This window comes from Saccharothrix sp. NBAS 001 (genome assembly GCF_056640475.1).
Genome location: NZ_CM153251.1, coordinates 9,237,837 through 9,255,132, shown reverse-complemented (window position 1 = coordinate 9,255,132; position 17,296 = coordinate 9,237,837). Strand labels below are relative to the sequence as shown.

The window sequence follows — 17,296 nt, the reverse complement described above, 5'->3', positions numbered from 1 at the left end:
GCGCGTACGAACGGGCCATCAGGAGTCACCCGCCATCCGCTGCTCGCGGACCGCCGCCAGAATTGCGAGGTTCATCGTCGTGTGCCGACTCCGGAAGATGAGACCTCCGTCGGTCACCTCGGCCACCCGGCAGTCCAGGTCGTCCTCGAGCTGCTCATCCACCAATTCCCTGGCCACATCCTCGATGGAGACATGTCCAAGCTCGAGGCGGGCGAGATAGACCGCGGCCTTGGTGTCCTCGTCCCAGGCCGAGTACGCGCCGACGGGTTCGTCATCTTCGTGGGCTGCGTCGAAACATTCGGCAAGGAAGGTGCGCCCTACCGGGTCCGCCAACACCTCGAGTGCCCCCAGAGCGCCCGTCAGCAGCGACAGGACATCGCTCGAGGTCGGACCGGTCGGTCGCGATCGGCTCGCCAGGCCCGGGGAAACCTGAGCGGTGGTGGCGGCCCGCAGCTCCTCGACTCGATTCCAGGCGATCCCGCACATGTAGCGGAAGAGGTCGTGGTGGGCGATGCGCTTGACCGCCATCGCACGGTCGACGCAGTCGAGCAGGATCGGCATCGGCAGCCCGGCGGACAGGAACCGGTCCACCGAGGGACCCCACGAATCGGGCAGCGGGATCGACTTTCCTACGCTGGACCACGTGTCCCACCTGCTCTTGAACTCCGCCCGGTCGCGATCGCGGGCACCGAGCTCCTCGAGCATTCGCTGTGCCGTCACCTGTTGCGCCCGAGCCCAGCGGAGGGCGTCCTGGGCGACGCCAGCCACCAGTGCGGCATCGGGGTTGCTGGCGGACTTGCCGGCGTTGCAGTCCTTGCAGGCCGTCACGAGGTTGCTCGGGTCGTCGGTGCCGCCGAGCGTGACCGGGATGACATGGTCGATGGTGAGCTTGACCTCCGGAGCTGTCGCGCCGCAGTACCGGCAGGCGTTGGTGTCCCGGCGGAAGATCTCGTAGCGCAGGCGCTTGCTCACGCTCATGCGGCGGCTCCTTCACGTGATTCGTTCGCCTTCAGTCCGAGCCGGGCCCGGATGCGCGCGGTGGTGTACACGGTCATGCGTGTGTGCTGTGCGATCTCCCGGTCCGACCAGTCCAGATCGGACGCCAGGTGCCACACGAGGTCTTCACGATCGCGGCGCGGCAGTGCCTCGGCAGGCTCCAGCCCTTCGCAGCACAGCCGCCACAGCGAGGCGTCCGCCCGGGGGCGGACGGGCACCACGGAGCGGGGGAACTCGCGGTGGGTCTCGACAACAGGCGACTCGTCGGCGCCCTGTGCGGGTTCGGGCCGGACGAGCTGGGCGGCGTGGCGGGTGCAGTACCGGTGCCCCCTGCCGGGACCTGTGACGAGCCACCTGGCCGGTTTGCGGCACAGCCGCGGGGTGGTCCAGCCGTCCACGCCCGCGCAGTAGTTCACGGGCGCTATGCGGCGGCAGTCGGGATGTGTCTTGCACACCGCCGAGTCGGTGCTGTTCATGCCGCCTCCTTGCTTGGTGGGGATGGGTGGGACAGGGTCACGCGGCCGGCTCCGGTGGCCACGGCAAGTCGTCCGGGTCTCGCGGGTCGATCGACGGGAACGGCGCCAGCGCAGCCCCGCCCTCGTCGTCCAGCAGCCACATCGCGCGTACCCCGTTGTGCCACATGTAGATCGGAGCAGAAGCCCAGTCCTGCCACGAGTGGACAATCCAGCCGTTGGAGTAGTACTCGATTCTGGTATTGGTCACCACGCCATGGCATCCTCTTGATCCATCCCCACAGGTATGGACGGCGTTCGAGGCTGACCAAGGGCCGCGCTGGGACCGCTTGCGCCGGTGGTGCACCGAGTGCGCGCGGCCGAGGCAGCCGGTCAGGCGCAGCTCGCACAACCCGCCGGACCGTTGCGCGACAAGCTTCCGGGTGGCGCGTTCCGCTGCGGAGTCGGAACGCGCCGGGCTCTTGCGCTTCGCGGTGCCGGGCTTGCCGGAGCAGGCCCGGTTCATCCACGCCGTGTTGCGCAGCGGCGTGGTGCGCTTGAGGGGGCCGCCGCGCCTCACGACGGCTCCCCCAGCAGCTTCAACCAGTCGGATCCACGGTCGCGCCACAGGACACACGCGTCGTACACCGCGAGCACCGTGGCGCGTTCGCAGCGGATCGCCTCATCGGGCGCGTCCGGATCGGGCTCGATCTCACCCAGTGGTTCGACTCGGTACAGCGCGCCGTCCGGATAGGCGGCGGCGAATACCTTGGCCGAGTTCCGCCGGACCGTGAGGTGGACGCGGTCACGGCGGACGTGATCGTCGGCGTAGCCCGGCAGGGAGCCGAATCCGGTCAGCGATCGATCTGTTCCGGTCTCGGAGGCTGGCAGCAGGAGGTCTCCAGGGCGAAGGCCCGGCACGCCGCCGTGCCAGTAGCGAGGTTCGGTCACGTCTCCTCCCGGTACTCGGTCGGCGTCGACCACTCGCTGTACGTGCGGCTCATCGTCAACAGGATGCGAGGGCTCATGCCGTGCTCCCCAACGCCCGCAGCTCCTCCTTCAGGTTGGAGTTGATCGCGCGGACGTTCTCCGAGCGGCCCTTCAACTCCCACAGCTTGTCCTTGCACGCCTCCATCTCCTGCTCGCAGGTGTCACGCTCGAACGACGCCTGCGACGCGGCGAGTTCGGCGGTCTGTCGGCGGAAGTGCTCCGCACCCTGCGCCTGGAGGAACGCCCTGGCGTACGCCTCGCGTCGCAACCGGTTGAGCCGCGGCAGCCTGCGGCGCTCCGCTTTCAGCGCGGCGGTCACCACGACCGCCTCCTGGTCGAGTAGCCACAAGGCGCGCGCTGCCTCGGCTGGGGTTCGTGGTTCCTCTCCGGGTTCGTTCACGCCGCACACCTCCCCAGCCGGATCAGGACCGCGTCGGTGTGCGAGTGGGTGAGCCGGGCGATCTCGTGCGGCACCAGCCCGGCACCGACCAACCTGCGCGCCGCTTCGTCCCGATCCTCCTCGGACGCTTCCGCGACACGCTCCCCGTCCATCAACAACTGGACGTGCTCCTCCGTGAAACCGGTCCGATTCGGACGCGCCGCAGGGTCGTCGATCGTCTCCTCGTCCCACGCCACCGACGACTCCCAGCCCGCGAGTTCGGCCCGCGTGGCAGTGACGTCCGACCGGACACCCCATGCGCCACGGGTGTCGTAGGCGCGGGCGATCGCCGTGGCGGTGTTCGCGAAGACCACCGCCCGCCGACCCGACCACAGCACGCGGACGTAGCAGGAGTTGAGCGGGACGCGGGCCCCGATCTGCTCCGCGGAGAGCCCGTCGCGTGCCATCGCACGCAGACGGCGGACCACACCCACCGAGGACACTTTGGACCCGCCGTCCGGCTGCCGACGGGCAGCGCGCCAGCCACGCATGTACGACGACCACGCCGCCGCGCACTCCGCGCACGAGGTCTGCCCGGCCCGCAGATGACGGAAGTGGCCGGCTGGCGTGCCACATCGGGAATCGGACATCACGCACCGCCCTGTCGCTGGCTCAGGTGGTCCTTGTACTCGATCAGCGTGGCGGGGCTGGCCTTCGTGATGTCCTGGCCCCGAGACCAGGCGGCGAAGTCGTCGGCGATCGCGGGCACGTCCATCCCACGCTTCTCCCCGTCGGCCTTGATCTGGCCGCGGAGTTCGTTCGCGCGTTCGCGTTCCGAGGGTTCGCCCTTGACGGGCGGGGCCTTGCGGTCGCGGGGCTCCTCGGCCTCCGGCTTCTCCCGCTTCCACAGGCCGAGCGCCACCCCGTACCGCATGGCGGTGGTCTTGATCGCGTCGGAGATCGCCTCCTTCACCGCGTCGTCGCCGGACTTGTTGTCCGACCCGCCGTACCCGATCCGGGACACGCCGGCCACGGTCAGCTCGATCCACAGTCCGCCGTTGTCGTCCAGGCACGGCGCGCCGGTGTGCGGGTTGGTGCCGAGTGGTCGCCAGGTCCACTCCGGGTCGACGTCCAGGAGGCGTTCGGTGACGTGGGCGTGGCCGACGAAGTCGATGTGCATGTGCGCTTCGGTGATCCGCTGCTTGCACCCTGAGCAGTACTTGATCTCGTGCTTGGCGCAGTGCCGGTCCTGCTTGTTCGTCGAGCACGCGCGGCAGGTGAGCTTCGGCTTCTTGCCGTACTGCTTCTTCTCGAAGTCCGCGCGCAACCGCGCCAGCGCTTCCCTGTCAGCCATCGGAACCCTCCAACTCCCGCACAACTCCGTCCAACCCCAGACGCCCGGCCCGGTACAGCGCCTCCACCGCCGACAGGGCGAGCGCGTCCGGGACGCACTTCACGACCCCGGCGGGCACCTCGACCACCAGACCCGGGACGTCGACTTCTCCGCCCGGCCCGACCGGTGCACCGACGAACACCGACTCCTGCTTGACCTTCGCCACCGCCTCCGGGTCGACCTCGGTCGACCGGCGCAGCAGGTGCGGGGCGTGCTCGAACAACACCGCCACCACCTCCTTGTCAGTGCCGATCACCTGGTAGGCGGCGCGGGTGAGGTCCGGGTAGTTCTCGCCCATCCACTGCGTGAACGCGCCCTCGTCCGCCACGCGGCATACCGTCTTGGGATCCGTCTTGGACACCGCGCCCAACTTCGAGCCGTCGAGCGGGCTGCGGACCATGCGCCGGTCACCCTCGCCCAGCAGGGCATCGGCTTCGTCACGGGCCTGCCGGTAGTACTCGGCGGTCTTGTCCGACAGGACTTTCAGCACAGCTACCCGGTTGATGACGTCGTCGTCCGTCATGCAGCACGCCCCTTCCTCAAGAGCTTCTTGCGTTCCTTTTCGTCCATGCCGCCCCACACGCCGTACTCGATCCGGTTCGCCAGCGCCCAGTCCCTGCACCCCGTCAGCACTTCGCATGCGGAGCACAGGGTCTTGGCAGTCGACTCGCGGCCCGCGGCGAACCACGTCTCGGGGTCGTAGCGCCCGCACACCGCGCGCGAGTCACCCTTCGGGTCGTCACCGGCCGGCATCCACCGCGGCGGGTTCGCGATCGCGGTCATGGCCGCGGCACCTCTCCGAGCAGGCCGCGCATCGTGGCCTCGTAGATCGCCTGGCTCGTCGTCCGGCACCCCATCGCCTCGGTCACACGGGCAAGCCGCATCGACACCCCCGAGGACGACAGGTACAGGCGTGCCGCGATCTCCCGGATCGTGTGCCCGGACGCCAGGCCCCGGAGCACGACGATCTCGGTCGCCTTGGGGTCGCGGCGTTTCGCGGTGGTGGTCATTGCTGCCTCCCTGGTGGGTGGAGACGCCCGAGGGCACGCCGTGCGAGGGCGTCGGGGTAGGGCGTGGTGTCGACTTGGGAGCGGCCGGCGGAGACGTACTCCAGGACGGCCAGCACGTCCGGGTCGGTCGGGTCGGTCGGGGTGCCGGAGGCACCGCCGCGAAGCGGCCCCGCGTCGGGCATGGCGAGCACGGCGCGGGCCACCACCGCGTGACGGCGCGCCCAACTGCTCGCAGTCATGAGGTCGTTCTCGGACCGCACTCGCTCGAATGTGGCGGTGTGGACGATCCACGTGCGGGCCAGGTCGTCGGCGAGTTCGACGGGCAGGCCCTTCGAGCGGGCGCGGGCGATGCCTCGCTGGAGTGTGATGTCGTCGCGGGCGGCGTCGAGGGTGTCCGACTCGACGCGGCCGGGATCGGACCAGTCGAGCGTGATGCCGGCCTTCGCCGCCAACTCGTTCGCGTGCTGCATGAACATTTCGCGGTCTGCTGGGGTGTCAGGGGAAGCGTCAGCCACGGGGCACCTCCGCGCAGCAGTCCGCGATCCAGTTGGAGTCGTTCACCGCAGCGCGGTCGAAGTGACCACGTTGCCGGATCGCGGCACCGATCTCGAAGCGCTCGCCGCACGTGCTGCACGAGCCGGGGTACTGCGCGGCGAACCAGCGCGGGTCACCGAGCCAGGTCAGCAACCGGCGGCGGGTGCCGGCCTGTTCGGCGTCGGCTTCCTCCTGCGGGGTCTGCCCGCCCCGGTGGTCGACGCAGGCGCACTGGGAGACGAGCAGGTCGAACCGCTCGCAGCGGGGCTCAGGCATCGCGGGCCTCCTCGTCGTACCAGACGATCCGGGTCTTGCCGTCGTGGCCGTGAACGCGCTCGACGGCCTCGATCCCCCTGCGCCAGGACACTTCGGAGTCCCATTCGCCAAGCCACTTGAGGGTCACCGTCCCGTCCGGCCAGAGCACGCCGTCCGCGACGTGCCCGGTCCCCGAGAAGCCGGTGACGTCCTCTCCGCGCACGAGGCGGAACAGGCGGGGCGGGTTGGGGGTGTGGGGGTCAGTCGGCATCGGACACCGCCGGAACGTGGTCGGCGCTGGCCCACACCGCGTCGGAGTGGGCTCTCAACGCGGCCAGCAGGTCGGCGGCCTGGACCGTGGACAGTTCCGGGATGGCGACGGCGAACCGGCGTCCGCCGAGTGCGGGCTGGGTGATCTCGACCGCGAGGGTCCGGCCAGCCGGCGCGTCCTTGATGACGGTGGCGGCCTCGAACTGGTCCAGTCCCGAGACGCGCAGGTCGATGTTGAGGCTGGCGGGGTCGGTGCTCACGTTCGGGATCCTCTCGTTCAGCACGGGGTGGCGAAGGCTTTGCAGCCGACGACGGTGCCGTCGGCGTTGCGCACCATCTGGGTGGGGGCGACCAGGTCCGGGCGGATTCCCTTGCTGGAGACGGCGAGCAGGGTGACCAGCGGGACGATGAAGACCGTGTCGTGGCGCGGGCAGGGAAGGTTTTCGACCTCGCCGTACTGGATGCTCTGCACCGAGACCCTGGTCCTGTTGTCGTCGTCCTCCAGGTACACGCCGAACGCGGAACCGAGGTCGATCTCGGCGACCCGGAGCGGCTGGCCGGTCGGTGGGATGACGGCGATCACGCCGTCGTTGATGTCCTCGACCACGGACGGGCTGTCGTGCCGGTAGATGCGGATCGGGTGCGGGGTGAGGTTGATCAGTTCAGTCACCGGTCTGGTTCCTCTCAGTGGGGGCGGGCGGGTAGACGCCGGTCAGCTCGTGGGAGTAGGCGGAGGTTTCGGTGCCGTCGTCGAGTTGCACCAGCCATGCGCCGTCGTCGTACGGGTCGGGTCCGATGACGATTCCGGACTCGTTGTGGTCGAGGCGGCTGCCGTCCTCGATGGCGACCCGGTCGCCGTGTCGCCAAGCGGGTGCGGGGTAGACCCAGGTGTCGTCGGCGGTCATCGCGTCTCGACTTCCTCGGTGAGCGCGGGCGTGGCGGCTTCGCGGGTGGCGGTGGACAGCGACCTGAGGTCGTCGGCGTCCAGGTGGTTCTGCGTGCACAGCAGGGTCTTGCCGTTGGCGTCCAGCACGACGGCGTTGGGCATGACCCACATCCGGTAGGTGGTGCCGTTGGAGAGCGGCCCTGTGAAGCGGAAGATCCGGTTGGCGGTCATCGGTTCCCGCCTTCATCGCCGGGGAGTGCGCGGCGTCGCCTGGCGGCCTGGAGGTCGTGCTCGGCCTGGGCGTGCACCCAGAACTCCGCGCTGATGCCGAGGCCCTGTTCGAGATCCAGCGCCGTGTCGGAGGTGATCGTCTTCTTGCCGCTGACGATCTCGCTGATGGCCTGCGGAGGACGACGGAGCAGATCCGCCAGTGCGGCCTGCGTGAGTCCCCGTGCCTCCAGTACCTCGCGCAGGATCCGACCGGGGCGGACGTCGGTGGTCATCGGTTCCCGCCTTCCCGGGAGACGGGAGCGGGCCGGGGGTGGCGGATCTCGTCGGCCGCATCGATGTACTTCAGCCGCGCGAGACCGAGCCCGACCGTCTGTGCCGCCTTGCCCTTCCGGTCCAGCGATCCGGCGTTGATCCGCTGCTTCCACGCGTCGAGGTCGTCGATGAGGACGTCCAGGACGGCGGCCACGACCTTGCGGGCCGCCTCGTCGGTGTGGCGGTCGTCCGGGGTGTGCTCGACCAGCGGCAGCGCGGCGGCTGCCACGAGCCTGTCGGTGAACGCGCTCACCGCTCCCCCTCTCCTGTCACCGGCTCCCACCGGGTGGTGGTGACGTGGCGGCGCACCACCCGCGGGTTGATGCCCTGGTAGGTCGCAGCCGCGCGGGCCGCCGACTCGTAGGTGCGGTGGCGGCCGAGGTCGGTCGTGGTCTCGGGTCCGGTGTCGACGCGGACGGCGTACTCGGTGACGGTCGTGGACTCAGACACCCGACACCTCCGCGAGCGCCGGCCACAACGGGATCGGCGACCCTGTCAACGCTTCCTGCTGCGCGGGCCGTTGCCTCTCCGGAACGTCGAGGCCGAGGTACTCGCGGATGTGGCACCAGCGGACCCGGATGGCGTCGCAGTCGCAGAGCATCGCCCCGCCGGTCTGGACATGGCTGCACCGCAACGTCCAGTGCGGTACGCCCCGCCGGTCGAGGAGGAACCCTGTCGGGAAGTCGATGAAGTCCCGCGCGGCCACGGCGTCCAGCAGTTCGGCGTCGGGCGGGTTCGCGGCGGCGAGCAGGGTGTCGACGTGGCACGGCACGCGCAGCCCGTCCTCGTCCCACAGTGGGCACCAGCACGCCAGGTCGTGGCCCGCGAGGTCGGCGCGGATCTCGGCCAGGCTCGGGTAGGTGACCTCGGCGCCGCCGTAGCCCCGGATCCGGCCGAGGTCCAGGAGCGTGCGGAAGTCGTTGACCACGTACGCCTGGCACTGGTGGATGGTGAGGCTGGGGAAGGCGTTCGCGACCGGGCTGATGAGGAACGGGTTGCCGTACCTGCCGGGTCGCCCGCAGTACTTCGCGCCGGGCGGCATTCCGGGCTGGCCGTGGATTCGCGTGCGCTGGACTCGTTGTGGCATCACGCCTCCTCGGTGGTGTCGGTGTGTGCGTGGCCGGCGGGCGCGAGGGTCTTGCAGGTGTCGCACCAGCGGGCCTCAGGCCGGGAGTAGTCCCCGGCGGGGTCCTCGGTGTGTGCGGCCACCCCGGACAGGTCGACGGTCATCTGCGGCGGGAGGTTGCGGACCCGGCGTATCTGGTCGTCGATGTCGGCCAGCGTGGCGGCGAACCCTGCTGCGGTCGGCTCTGCCGGGGCCTGCGGCGCGGCGGGCAACAGGGTCTCCGTCAGTGGCCCGTACCGCCGGACAAGGAAATCCCACGGCACGTGGCCGTGCACCTCGTCATCCAGGCAGTGCCACTGGTTCGCATAGCCCGCCAGCGGCGTCGGCCCTTCGGCGCGCCATTCCCAGCGGTCGCCCTCGCTGTCCACCAAGGGCGGCTTGTCCTGGGGCTCCTCGTCTCCTGTGCACCACACGCGTGGCTTCGCTGCGGGTGCCGGGTCCGTGGTGTCCACGGGCTCGATCTCCAGCTCCCCGACCATCCCGGCCGCTCGCAGTACCCGCTGTGCGACGGATACGGGGATGTCCGGGATCTGGGAGAGGTCGAGGGTGTAGATCGGGGCCGGGCCCGTGGTGGGCGTGGACAGCTGTGAGCGCCATTCACTCGCCGCCGTCAGCACGGCGTTGATCTCGCCGAGTCTGCGCTCGTCGATCCAGCGGGTGCGTCGGGCGGGATAGCCGGGGTGACCGCGTTCGCCTGTGTTGATCTCGCGGCACAGTCGGTCTGCGATCTCCAAGACGGCGTCGATCTGCCCCACCGCGTCGTCGGACAGGGTGGGTGTGGACTCGTCGGACACGCGGGCCAACTCGGCGCGCAACTCCCGCACCTCGGCGGCGACCCGCTCAGCCGCTTCCGGCACGCCGAACATGATCGTGGCGGCAGGGTCGTCCGGGTCTACGGGGTAGCGAACGACCGCCGACAGCGTGTCCCACACCTGCTGGTAGGCGGACTGAATCACGGCCCGGCGGTTGTTGTGCTTCGTCGCTTCCTGCTGGAGCCGGGCGATCGTGGCCTCCGCCTTCTCGCGCAGCGACGCCACCTCGGCTCGCGCTTCGTCGCGCTCCCGCTGGAGCTGCGTGCCGACACCGACCGCCATCGACGGGCTGCGCCGCTCGTGCCACGCAGCGATGCACGCCTCGGCCTGCTCGCGCTGCTCGTCGGACAGGGCCGCGATCATCACGTCCGCCATGGCGGTGCGGAGTTCGTCGCCCAACCCGTTGCCCCACAGGGACCAGTCGAGGACCGACCAGAGTGCGAGTTCGCGCAGTCCGTCTGCGTCGGGGACGGACGGAGCGGCGGGCACCAGCGGCGTCCACGTGTCCACCTCGGCGGCGCTCGGCCGGGGCCGTGCCATCCACGACGCGTCCGGGCCAGCGACGACAGCCCACTCGTCACCGCCCGCGAGGCGGTGGGTTCGGGCGGCGACACGGCCGTCCGGCGCGATCCTCAGGTCGGGGGTGGTCACGATGCACGCTCCTCGGACGGGTAGTCGGCGTCGAACTGCACAGCGGCCCGGCCGTGGATCTCGTCATCGACCCACGTGGGCTCGCCCCCTCGGTAGGCGCTGCGGACCCACCTGCGTACCGGGTGGACAGCGACCAGGTCGGAGTCCCACTCGCGGCGGATGCGGGCGGTGGCGAGCGGTTCGGCGGCCTCGATGTCGTGGGTGCCGATGACGAACACGCCGATGTCCCCGTAGTCGCCGTAGGCGGCGTCGTTGTCCCACGGCTCCACCACGAGTTTGCGCGGCCGGTAGTACTGCCCGTTCGGGCGCAGGATCGATGCCAGCGCTGGCGTGTCCGTGGTCTTGGGGTCCGGGGTGGAGGTCACCGGTGGGGTGTCGTCGGCGGCCATCACTCGGCCGTCCAGACGGTGACCGGGAAGTAGTCGCGCTTGCCCGCGTTGGCGTCGAGGTTCTCGGTGGTGTCGACGACCCAGTCGATCCACCAGTACCCGGGCTGGATGAAGCGGCAGAAGTCGCAGCCCTCCTGCTTGCTGGCCGGTGCGTGGTTCGGGCACGACCACAGCAGGCGGGCCCAGGTGAGGTCGGCGTCCTCGTGGTCCGGGAACATGTCGGGGTCGTCGTCGTAGCCCTCCTTGACCAGGAACGCGGGCAGGAACGCCTTGAACTCCTCGCGGGTCGGGTGGCCGAGGAGGACCACGAACTCGCCGTCGTCGCCAACCGTGGCGTAACGAAGGCCAGCGAGTTCGGTCGTGACGGTCACGAAAGCCATCGGGTACTGCTCGTAGCCAGGGGTGGGAGCGCCTTCGGCGCTCGGTGAAGCCGCCTGGTCGGTGTGGGTCTGGGTGTCGGGCATGTGGTCCTCCTCAGGCCGCAGCGGCGGCGATGTGCGGGGCGGCTGCGTACAGGCCGTCGCGCACGACCTCGTCCCCGGTGGCGCCGTGGCGTCGTGCCGCGGTGCGTGCGGTGGCGGCGGCGTCGTGCGCGACGGCGGGGATGTGGATGTCGGGCCAGGCCGCGGCGACCTGGCTTGAGTTGAGCCCGTGCGGGTGTGGTGCTCCGGGGAACGGGGGCGGGGTCACCGGGTGTCTCCGTTCGGCGGCGGGGTCGTGGTGGCGCGGTAGCGGCAGGCGGTGCACCGTCCGTGGGCGGCGTGGAACAGCAGCCCGCGGCTGCGGGCCCCGGCCCGGCGGCAGTACATGCGACGCCGGCAGTCGCGGCACGCGGACGGGTGGAGGTTGGGGAAGTCCAGGTCGGGGCGGGCCCGGTTGTCGGCGCTGCGGCACGGCCCGCAGATCCCTCCGCCGACGTGGATGCGGCGTCCGGCCGGGGGCACGCCTCGCCGCCGGCGGTACATAGTCCGGCCGCACCGCCCGCACGGGTCCGGGTACGGCGACAGCGGCGTCACGCCGGCCGGTGGGGCTGCGGTGGTCATCGCAGTCCCCCGAGTGCGTTGAGGAGGGCGGGCAGGTGGTCGCGGTGGACGAGGGACCGGTGGGGGTCGCCGGGCTCCAGGGCCCGCCACTGGGCGAGGAGGTCGAGGGCGGTGCGGGTGTCGCGGTAGGAGAGGCCGGGGCCGAGGGTCATGGCGGTGCGGGTGGTGAGGCGGCCGTGGGTGACGAGGTGGTCGGCGATGTGGGGTAGGGCGTCGAGGATGTCGGGGTCGTCAGGCAGCGGGCCGGCCGTCCAGGTCGGCGCGACCGCGAACAGCTCGGTCGTGGTGGTCTCGGTGGGGTGCATGGGTCACCTCGTGGGCGTAGCCGGTGGCGATCAGGTCGGCGAGGAGTGCGGCGCAGGGCGGGCAGGGGGGTTCGTGGCGGCGGGTGTGGTGGGCGAGTCCGGTGGCGTGGCCGTGGCGGGGCGGGGTCACCGGTCTGTCCTGTCCGTGCCGGACGAGACGACCTCGGTCAGCCGTGGACATGCGGTGTAGTGCCGGTCGGCCGGCTTGGATTCACCGCACAGGCAGCGGGTCTCCACCTCCCACGGCCGGGTCGGGTCGGCGCGGGTGACGATGACCCCGCCGGGGATCTTCGACGCGGTGTAGAGCACGGAGTGCTCGCTGTTGTGCGCGACGAGAGTGACGCTGTGGTGCCGCACAGCCCACTGCTCACCGAATGCTGGTGGTGTGTCCTGGGAGGACACACCCGACGCTTCGGTGACCGGCCCCCACTTCTTGAGCAGGTAATCCCACGTCGCGGGCTTCGTCTCCGGCGTGGACCAGACGCGCACGCTCAGCCCCAGAACCTCCTCGGGCACCCAGATGTCGCCTTGGCAGTCCTTCACCCGCAGGTCCCGCTCACCGGGGTCCGAATCGCCACGCCGCCACTCGCGGATGGCCTGGTCGAGGTCACTCACCGGTCTTCTCCTCTCGGGCCTCGGCGCGAGCGATCTGCCCGTCCAGCGCGTCGACGCGTCGGCGCAGTCGGGTGTAGGTCTCCAGTGCCCGGTCCATCCGCGCGAAGCGGCGGCGTCCGGCGTTGCGGGCGGCGCGGGAACGGGCGTGCGGCGAGAGGTTCGCGGCGGCCCGGTCGGGGATCTCGTCGGCACCTGCGACGCGGGCCATGCGTGCGGTGAGCGCGTCGCGTTCCTGCCGCAGCGACTCGGCGGAGCGGTAGCGTCGCGGCGTCCGGACCGGGCGAGACGTGGGCGCGGGATCGGGCAGCAGGACCAATTCGTCCTCGTCGGGCAGGATGAACCACTCCAGCAAGGGCGGGAATCCAGGCCGGATTCCGGGCCGGGCGTGCTGCTGCTCCCACGCGCGCTGCCGCTCGACGAGTACGTCCATGTACTGCTCGCCGGTCATGGGCGTGGTGATCGGGCCGAATCCGTCGACGGTCAGGCACGTCACGGCTGCTCACCTCGCAGAGGTGTGGTTGCAGCGGTGACCACGTCCGCCGCGGTCTGCTTCAGCCAGGAGAGTTGGGCGGCGAGCCTCTCGGGATCGAGGCCGTGGCCGGGTTCGCGCCACGCCGGGTCGCTCTTGGCCAGCGCGTGGCTCAGGACGTGCTCGACTCGTGCCTTGGCGCAGTCGCCGCACCCGGGCAAGTGGCAGGGGGTGAACATCCCGCACTCCCGATGGCTCATCGCTCACCTCGCAGGGCGGCGGGCGCGTGGGCAGACCGCTTGGCCGTCTCGTCCTTGGCGGCGGTCAGGTGCGGGAGAGCGGCGTCCAGCACCCGGTGGGCGGCGTGCCGGTAGGCGTCCTGCTGCTGCTCGGTGAGGAGTGCCCAGGCGCGGAGCTGGGTGTCGTCGTCGGCGTGGAGGACGAGGGCGCCAGCGAGGATGGCGGTGTCGGTGATGGGGGTGTCAGCCACGGAGATCAGCCCTTCAGGGTTTCGGCGCGGGAGCGGAGCGCGCGGGCGAACGTCACGTAGTCCCCCGACCGGATCGGGTAGCCCCTGTCGCGCAACGCGTCGGCGGTGGCGTCGGCTTCGGCGGCGATGCGGCACAGCTCGTCGGCGACGGCCTGGCGGGCGAGTGCCTGGACGGCGTGGGCGAGGTCGTCCAGGCACTCGTGGGACTCGTCGTAGCCGACGGCGGGCGCGGGCTCGGGTACGTCGTTGATGGGGTCACCGAGCGGGAAGTCCCTGCCGCACTGGGTCTCGTAGTAGGACTCGGCTCCGAGCGTCGCGGCGAGGACGACTGCGTGTGAGCGGGTCCAGCCGTGCCGGATGGCCCAGAGGGTGATAGCGGACATCGAGGTCACGCCTCGTCGGCGGATGCGGCGGAACGGGAGGTGATGTAGCCGTGGCCCTTGCACGAGGAGCAGGCGACGACGTTCATGTCCCGCACCTGCTCTACGAGTTCGGCGACGAGCCTGCGCAGCTCGGCGACGGCAGCGGCCTTGTTCTCGGCGAACACCGCGCGGGGTGGTCGGAGTTCGAGCCGCTTGTCCACGTGGGTGGAGACGACTTTCTCCTGCCCGCGCAGCTTCTTGCCGCTCACGCCGTAGCGGTCGCGCCACCACGTCTGGGGTTCGTCCCACGGCAGTGACAGGTAGACGCTGATCTCGGTGCCGTTGGTGTAGACGTTCTTCACGTGCGGCAGCGGACGCAGGGCGTCGGCCGCGTACTCCCACACGCCGTGGAGTTGACCGGGGCGCAGGTGGCCGAACGGCGCGAACAGTTCGTGCCCGACGCCGTTGTGCCAGCGGTAGTCGGTGTGCTCGTCCAGGCCGCCGCCGGGCAGCACCTGGTGGTCGGTGAAGTCCGCCGTGTGCTGCTCGCCCGGACGCTCCTCGGCGACGCGCCGGTACAGCCGCCACGCGAGGTCTTCGTCCTCCTCCGCGAGCGCGCCGAACTCTTCCGGGGTGATGGAGGGGTGGAACTTGGCCGACGCGGTGGCCGGGTCGTGCAGCTCGTAGCCGAGCGTGCGGGACACCGGGCGGCCGGTCCATGTGACAGTGGTCAGCGGGTGGTCGGCGGCGAGCAGCTTGCGGTCGGTGTCGATGGTGACTCTGCCGGGCTGGACGGACTCGACGGTGGTGACGATTCCCGCGTAGGTGGTCGGTATGTCGCCGAGCGGGTAGTACCAGCGCGGGCCGGCCGGGGTGTCCTCGTGGACGCACCAGCGTGGCAACAGGTCGCTGTTAGCGGACATCGGCGTGCTCCTCCTCGGCGAAGTCGGGCAGGTGGACATCGACCACCGCCGGGGGAAGAGCGGACTTGGCCGTGCCAGCGGTCTCTTGCGCGGCCGCCATCTCGGCTCGGTACCGGTCACGCAGGTCGGCCACTCCGAGACGCAGCCACTCGCCTGGGCCCATCGACGACATGTCCAGCACGGCGTCGAGATCGCCAGCGGCCTTGGCGTAGACGGCGGCCCGGGTCCGTGCCGCGATGACACGCTTGGTCTCCTCGGTCATGGCTCAGCCCTCCTTGGTGGGGTTGGTGGCGGGGACGTGGCGGTCGTAGTCGCCAGCCGTGCGGACTACCAACTCCGGGTTGCCGTTGGCACTGATCCACGCGATCTCGTTCACCGCCCGCGCAGCCAGGCCGATGGCGGTCGCGTTGCCGGGCGAGCCCAGCAACGGGACCTGGCCAGCCAGACCGTCCAAGGTCGCGGCGATCTGGCGGTGACGGTCGGCGACGCGGAGCAGGCTCTCGGAGAGGAGCTGGCCGTAGATGTCGCGCTCGGTCGGGAGGTTGGTCATCGCGGTCAGTCCTTCGGAGCGGAGGCGGTGGGGTGGTGGGTGCCGTGTTTGCGTTGCGGGGAGCCGCAGTCGGGTGTGTGCCACGGGTGGGGTTGGCCGCAGTGTGAGCAGCGGATCTCTGAGGTGGACATCAGCGATCCGTTCCGGCGGCGAGAACCGCACTGGTGACCACGCCGGACGCGACAATGAGGGACTTCACCGCCACCCACCGTCCCCGTCCAAGGCGACCAAAGCCCACGCGGTGAAGACCAGGCCGAAAGCGAACAACGCTGCCGCCCACCAGGGCAGGTCGTAGTCGGCCATCCCCGCAACTCCCTTGGTGACGAACGTGAACACCACCGCCGCCAGAACATGTCCGTCGATCTTGCTCACGGAGTCGCTCCCATCATCCGTTCTGCCACACGGGTCTCCTGGATCGCGGCGCTCAGCGCGGCCATGACCGTCTGCGGCAGATCGCCGTGGGTCATGAGGTTGTGGTTGTGCGCATCCATCACGTCGTTGATGAGCGAAGCGGCTTCGTGCAGTCGGGCACGGTCCTGGTCGGTGAGGATCACGACGCCACCTCCAGCACACCGGCGACCGACTCCGACTCGGCGGCGGCACGACGACGGGACGGAGGCTCCACCCACGCCACACCCCGGAGACGACGCACCACCTCGAAGGCGGTGCCCTGGCCGTCAGGAGCCCTGTGCTGGGCGACGTGGTCGGCCATCACGCACCGCCGATCAGCGTCAGCGCGGAACGCACCTCGGCCGCCGTGAGCGACAACCCCTTGTCCGGGCTCAACGCCCGGCCCAGCACCGCGCCCAACTGGTACGCCTCGGCGGTCCCGATGGACGCCGTGGTGTGGAACGTGATCCCCTCGTGGACGAACTCGACCGCCGCCTCGCCGCTGCTCCCGTATGAGGACAGCGACACGAGGACGGGGACACCGAACACCTCGGCCCACTGGGCGAGCAGCGCGACATCCGTCCACGACCGCCACCGGTGGTCGGCGAGGTAGAGCTGGAACCGTCCGGCGTGGGACTGGTAGGAGACGCTCTCGACCTGAGGGAGGCCAGCCGGGAACGTCAGCATCGTCTCGGCGCAGGCAGCCAGAACGGCCGCTGTGCCAGCAGTGGAGGGTTTGGGTGCACTAGACTGTCGAGCAACCATCAGGAGTTCCAATCTCCTCGTGTGGCCAGCGGTCTCTCGCGACTCTTGACGGGGGCGCGAGGGATCGCGTCCAAAGTGGATCAGGCAGTTCGGCGTTCCAGGCTCGCGTCCCGCGCAGCACGCTTCGCCAGCGCGTCAAGCAGCACATCGCCCAAGAACTCGATCAGCGGAGCCGTGTCCCCGGTAGCGGCGACCTCGGCGAGCACGGCAACCGGGATGTCCATCGCGTCGGAACGGCCGGTGGCGACCTTCCACGCGATCATGTAGCGGGCCTTGGCCTTCTTGCACGCCTCGCAGGCCGGGCGCTTCGACCGGACGTGCTTCTCGTACCCGGCGACGGTGCCGTGCGGAACCCTCATTGCTTGTCCCCCTCGCGCTCGTCGGCGACCTTGTCGTCCTCGTACCGCCACTGCTCGCCGGGGCGAGGGCAGTCCGGGTCCGGGCCGTCACCGCCCTCCTCGGGACCCAGCAGTGCGCGGTCGACAGCACGGCGGAGGATGCCCATCACCCCACCGCCCACGGCGGGACCGGGCGGGAATCGACCTCGATCCGCCACCGCAGCAACAACTCCGCCAGCGGGTCCGCCACCGACTCGACGGCACGCCGCAGCGAACGCCGGCCCAACACGTCCAACAGCACATCGTCCGCACGGACCCAGGCTTGGGGGTCCTCGCACACCCCTGAGGGAGAAGCAGAGG

41 protein-coding genes are annotated in these 17,296 nt (G+C 70.5%); all 41 read right to left on the bottom strand.

Features of this window, described 5'->3' with window-relative positions:
* Nucleotides 1–18: 18 nt before the first annotated feature.
* A complete protein-coding gene (locus AC0HI0_RS41645) occupies nt 19–978 on the bottom strand; it encodes an HNH endonuclease (RefSeq protein ID WP_480928963.1) in 960 nt (319 codons plus the stop codon).
* Complete coding sequence (locus tag AC0HI0_RS41640; protein WP_480928962.1) at nt 975–1,472, bottom strand: hypothetical protein; 498 nt, start codon at nt 1,470–1,472, stop codon at nt 975–977. The genes AC0HI0_RS41645 and AC0HI0_RS41640 overlap by 4 nt, the downstream gene beginning before the upstream one ends.
* A gap of 37 nt (nt 1,473–1,509) precedes the next feature.
* A complete protein-coding gene (locus tag AC0HI0_RS41635) occupies nt 1,510–2,028 on the bottom strand; it encodes a hypothetical protein (RefSeq protein WP_480928961.1) in 519 nt (172 codons plus the stop codon).
* Nucleotides 2,025–2,399 carry a hypothetical protein gene (locus tag AC0HI0_RS41630; protein ID WP_480928960.1) on the bottom strand — a complete coding sequence of 125 codons (375 nt, stop codon included), beginning with the start codon at nt 2,397–2,399 and terminating at the stop codon, nt 2,025–2,027. Before AC0HI0_RS41630 ends, AC0HI0_RS41635 begins: the two co-directional genes overlap by 4 nt.
* 73 nt (nt 2,400–2,472) lie before the next feature.
* A complete protein-coding gene (locus AC0HI0_RS41625; RefSeq protein ID WP_480928959.1) occupies nt 2,473–2,838 on the bottom strand; it encodes a hypothetical protein in 366 nt (121 codons plus the stop codon).
* Entirely contained in the window at nt 2,835–3,284 is a 450-nt protein-coding gene (locus AC0HI0_RS41620; protein ID WP_480928958.1) for a hypothetical protein, read from the bottom strand. The genes AC0HI0_RS41625 and AC0HI0_RS41620 overlap by 4 nt, the downstream gene beginning before the upstream one ends.
* Nucleotides 3,285–3,466: 182 nt before the next feature.
* Nucleotides 3,467–4,171, bottom strand: coding sequence for a hypothetical protein (locus AC0HI0_RS41615; protein WP_480928957.1), 705 nt, complete (start codon nt 4,169–4,171; stop codon nt 3,467–3,469).
* The gene (locus tag AC0HI0_RS41610; protein WP_480928956.1) at nt 4,164–4,733 is read right to left on the bottom strand and encodes a hypothetical protein; all 570 of its coding nucleotides are present in this window, start codon (nt 4,731–4,733) and stop codon (nt 4,164–4,166) included. Before AC0HI0_RS41610 ends, AC0HI0_RS41615 begins: the two co-directional genes overlap by 8 nt.
* On the bottom strand, nt 4,730–4,993 hold the full coding sequence (locus AC0HI0_RS41605; RefSeq protein ID WP_480928955.1) for a WhiB family transcriptional regulator: 264 nt from the start codon (nt 4,991–4,993) through the stop codon (nt 4,730–4,732). The genes AC0HI0_RS41610 and AC0HI0_RS41605 overlap by 4 nt, the downstream gene beginning before the upstream one ends.
* Nucleotides 4,990–5,220, bottom strand: coding sequence for a LuxR C-terminal-related transcriptional regulator (locus AC0HI0_RS41600; RefSeq protein ID WP_480928954.1), 231 nt, complete (start codon nt 5,218–5,220; stop codon nt 4,990–4,992). Before AC0HI0_RS41600 ends, AC0HI0_RS41605 begins: the two co-directional genes overlap by 4 nt.
* On the bottom strand, nt 5,217–5,690 hold the full coding sequence (locus tag AC0HI0_RS41595) for a hypothetical protein (protein WP_480928953.1): 474 nt from the start codon (nt 5,688–5,690) through the stop codon (nt 5,217–5,219). The genes AC0HI0_RS41600 and AC0HI0_RS41595 overlap by 4 nt, the downstream gene beginning before the upstream one ends.
* Before the next feature lie 37 nt (nt 5,691–5,727).
* Complete coding sequence (locus AC0HI0_RS41590; protein WP_480928952.1) at nt 5,728–6,030, bottom strand: hypothetical protein; 303 nt, start codon at nt 6,028–6,030, stop codon at nt 5,728–5,730.
* Nucleotides 6,023–6,280 carry a hypothetical protein gene (locus tag AC0HI0_RS41585; RefSeq protein WP_480928951.1) on the bottom strand — a complete coding sequence of 86 codons (258 nt, stop codon included), beginning with the start codon at nt 6,278–6,280 and terminating at the stop codon, nt 6,023–6,025. The genes AC0HI0_RS41590 and AC0HI0_RS41585 overlap by 8 nt, the downstream gene beginning before the upstream one ends.
* On the bottom strand, nt 6,270–6,539 hold the full coding sequence (locus AC0HI0_RS41580; RefSeq protein ID WP_480928950.1) for a hypothetical protein: 270 nt from the start codon (nt 6,537–6,539) through the stop codon (nt 6,270–6,272). The genes AC0HI0_RS41585 and AC0HI0_RS41580 overlap by 11 nt, the downstream gene beginning before the upstream one ends.
* A gap of 17 nt (nt 6,540–6,556) precedes the next feature.
* On the bottom strand, nt 6,557–6,949 hold the full coding sequence (locus tag AC0HI0_RS41575) for a hypothetical protein (RefSeq protein WP_480928949.1): 393 nt from the start codon (nt 6,947–6,949) through the stop codon (nt 6,557–6,559).
* Nucleotides 6,942–7,184, bottom strand: coding sequence for a hypothetical protein (locus AC0HI0_RS41570; RefSeq protein ID WP_480928948.1), 243 nt, complete (start codon nt 7,182–7,184; stop codon nt 6,942–6,944). Before AC0HI0_RS41570 ends, AC0HI0_RS41575 begins: the two co-directional genes overlap by 8 nt.
* Nucleotides 7,181–7,396 carry a hypothetical protein gene (locus AC0HI0_RS41565; RefSeq protein ID WP_480928947.1) on the bottom strand — a complete coding sequence of 72 codons (216 nt, stop codon included), beginning with the start codon at nt 7,394–7,396 and terminating at the stop codon, nt 7,181–7,183. The genes AC0HI0_RS41570 and AC0HI0_RS41565 overlap by 4 nt, the downstream gene beginning before the upstream one ends.
* On the bottom strand, nt 7,393–7,668 hold the full coding sequence (locus tag AC0HI0_RS41560; protein WP_480928946.1) for a HigA family addiction module antitoxin: 276 nt from the start codon (nt 7,666–7,668) through the stop codon (nt 7,393–7,395). Before AC0HI0_RS41560 ends, AC0HI0_RS41565 begins: the two co-directional genes overlap by 4 nt.
* Nucleotides 7,665–7,961, bottom strand: a complete 297-nt coding sequence (locus AC0HI0_RS41555) for a hypothetical protein (protein WP_480928945.1) — start codon at nt 7,959–7,961, stop codon at nt 7,665–7,667. Before AC0HI0_RS41555 ends, AC0HI0_RS41560 begins: the two co-directional genes overlap by 4 nt.
* A complete protein-coding gene (locus AC0HI0_RS41550; RefSeq protein WP_480928944.1) occupies nt 7,958–8,158 on the bottom strand; it encodes a hypothetical protein in 201 nt (66 codons plus the stop codon). Before AC0HI0_RS41550 ends, AC0HI0_RS41555 begins: the two co-directional genes overlap by 4 nt.
* Nucleotides 8,151–8,795: a DUF4326 domain-containing protein gene (locus AC0HI0_RS41545; RefSeq protein WP_480928943.1), complete on the bottom strand. Its 645-nt coding sequence runs from the start codon at nt 8,793–8,795 to the stop codon at nt 8,151–8,153. Before AC0HI0_RS41545 ends, AC0HI0_RS41550 begins: the two co-directional genes overlap by 8 nt.
* Nucleotides 8,795–10,297: a hypothetical protein gene (locus tag AC0HI0_RS41540; protein WP_480928942.1), complete on the bottom strand. Its 1,503-nt coding sequence runs from the start codon at nt 10,295–10,297 to the stop codon at nt 8,795–8,797. Before AC0HI0_RS41540 ends, AC0HI0_RS41545 begins: the two co-directional genes overlap by 1 nt.
* Nucleotides 10,294–10,686 carry a hypothetical protein gene (locus AC0HI0_RS41535; protein WP_480928941.1) on the bottom strand — a complete coding sequence of 131 codons (393 nt, stop codon included), beginning with the start codon at nt 10,684–10,686 and terminating at the stop codon, nt 10,294–10,296. Before AC0HI0_RS41535 ends, AC0HI0_RS41540 begins: the two co-directional genes overlap by 4 nt.
* Nucleotides 10,686–11,150 (bottom strand): hypothetical protein, encoded by a 465-nt coding sequence (locus AC0HI0_RS41530; RefSeq protein ID WP_480928940.1) that lies wholly within the window; start codon nt 11,148–11,150, stop codon nt 10,686–10,688. Before AC0HI0_RS41530 ends, AC0HI0_RS41535 begins: the two co-directional genes overlap by 1 nt.
* A gap of 10 nt (nt 11,151–11,160) precedes the next feature.
* Nucleotides 11,161–11,376, bottom strand: coding sequence for a hypothetical protein (locus AC0HI0_RS41525; protein ID WP_480928939.1), 216 nt, complete (start codon nt 11,374–11,376; stop codon nt 11,161–11,163).
* Nucleotides 11,377–11,725: 349 nt separating this feature from the next.
* The gene (locus AC0HI0_RS41520) at nt 11,726–12,034 is read right to left on the bottom strand and encodes a hypothetical protein (protein ID WP_480928938.1); all 309 of its coding nucleotides are present in this window, start codon (nt 12,032–12,034) and stop codon (nt 11,726–11,728) included.
* A gap of 126 nt (nt 12,035–12,160) precedes the next feature.
* The gene (locus tag AC0HI0_RS41515; protein WP_480928937.1) at nt 12,161–12,649 is read right to left on the bottom strand and encodes a hypothetical protein; all 489 of its coding nucleotides are present in this window, start codon (nt 12,647–12,649) and stop codon (nt 12,161–12,163) included.
* A complete protein-coding gene (locus tag AC0HI0_RS41510; protein ID WP_480928936.1) occupies nt 12,642–13,142 on the bottom strand; it encodes a hypothetical protein in 501 nt (166 codons plus the stop codon). Before AC0HI0_RS41510 ends, AC0HI0_RS41515 begins: the two co-directional genes overlap by 8 nt.
* Nucleotides 13,139–13,378, bottom strand: coding sequence for a hypothetical protein (locus AC0HI0_RS41505; RefSeq protein ID WP_480928935.1), 240 nt, complete (start codon nt 13,376–13,378; stop codon nt 13,139–13,141). Before AC0HI0_RS41505 ends, AC0HI0_RS41510 begins: the two co-directional genes overlap by 4 nt.
* Entirely contained in the window at nt 13,375–13,608 is a 234-nt protein-coding gene (locus AC0HI0_RS41500; RefSeq protein WP_480928934.1) for a hypothetical protein, read from the bottom strand. Before AC0HI0_RS41500 ends, AC0HI0_RS41505 begins: the two co-directional genes overlap by 4 nt.
* Nucleotides 13,609–13,613: 5 nt before the next feature.
* Nucleotides 13,614–13,991: a hypothetical protein gene (locus AC0HI0_RS41495; RefSeq protein ID WP_480928933.1), complete on the bottom strand. Its 378-nt coding sequence runs from the start codon at nt 13,989–13,991 to the stop codon at nt 13,614–13,616.
* 5 nt (nt 13,992–13,996) lie between these two features.
* The gene (locus tag AC0HI0_RS41490) at nt 13,997–14,893 is read right to left on the bottom strand and encodes a hypothetical protein (protein WP_480928932.1); all 897 of its coding nucleotides are present in this window, start codon (nt 14,891–14,893) and stop codon (nt 13,997–13,999) included.
* A complete protein-coding gene (locus AC0HI0_RS41485) occupies nt 14,883–15,155 on the bottom strand; it encodes a hypothetical protein (RefSeq protein WP_480928931.1) in 273 nt (90 codons plus the stop codon). The genes AC0HI0_RS41490 and AC0HI0_RS41485 overlap by 11 nt, the downstream gene beginning before the upstream one ends.
* Nucleotides 15,156–15,158: 3 nt before the next feature.
* The gene (locus AC0HI0_RS41480) at nt 15,159–15,443 is read right to left on the bottom strand and encodes a hypothetical protein (protein ID WP_480928930.1); all 285 of its coding nucleotides are present in this window, start codon (nt 15,441–15,443) and stop codon (nt 15,159–15,161) included.
* Nucleotides 15,444–15,638: 195 nt separating this feature from the next.
* Complete coding sequence (locus tag AC0HI0_RS41475; protein ID WP_480928929.1) at nt 15,639–15,815, bottom strand: hypothetical protein; 177 nt, start codon at nt 15,813–15,815, stop codon at nt 15,639–15,641.
* The gene (locus AC0HI0_RS41470) at nt 15,812–15,997 is read right to left on the bottom strand and encodes a hypothetical protein (RefSeq protein ID WP_480928928.1); all 186 of its coding nucleotides are present in this window, start codon (nt 15,995–15,997) and stop codon (nt 15,812–15,814) included. Before AC0HI0_RS41470 ends, AC0HI0_RS41475 begins: the two co-directional genes overlap by 4 nt.
* Entirely contained in the window at nt 15,994–16,155 is a 162-nt protein-coding gene (locus AC0HI0_RS41465; RefSeq protein WP_480928927.1) for a hypothetical protein, read from the bottom strand. The genes AC0HI0_RS41470 and AC0HI0_RS41465 overlap by 4 nt, the downstream gene beginning before the upstream one ends.
* Nucleotides 16,155–16,520 carry a hypothetical protein gene (locus AC0HI0_RS41460; protein ID WP_480928926.1) on the bottom strand — a complete coding sequence of 122 codons (366 nt, stop codon included), beginning with the start codon at nt 16,518–16,520 and terminating at the stop codon, nt 16,155–16,157. The genes AC0HI0_RS41465 and AC0HI0_RS41460 overlap by 1 nt, the downstream gene beginning before the upstream one ends.
* A 158-nt stretch (nt 16,521–16,678) precedes the next feature.
* Nucleotides 16,679–16,957 (bottom strand): hypothetical protein, encoded by a 279-nt coding sequence (locus tag AC0HI0_RS41455; protein WP_480928925.1) that lies wholly within the window; start codon nt 16,955–16,957, stop codon nt 16,679–16,681.
* Nucleotides 16,954–17,103: a hypothetical protein gene (locus AC0HI0_RS41450; RefSeq protein WP_480928924.1), complete on the bottom strand. Its 150-nt coding sequence runs from the start codon at nt 17,101–17,103 to the stop codon at nt 16,954–16,956. The genes AC0HI0_RS41455 and AC0HI0_RS41450 overlap by 4 nt, the downstream gene beginning before the upstream one ends.
* The gene (locus AC0HI0_RS41445; protein WP_480928923.1) at nt 17,103–17,231 is read right to left on the bottom strand and encodes a hypothetical protein; all 129 of its coding nucleotides are present in this window, start codon (nt 17,229–17,231) and stop codon (nt 17,103–17,105) included. Before AC0HI0_RS41445 ends, AC0HI0_RS41450 begins: the two co-directional genes overlap by 1 nt.
* Between the last annotated feature and the right edge of the window lie 65 nt (nt 17,232–17,296).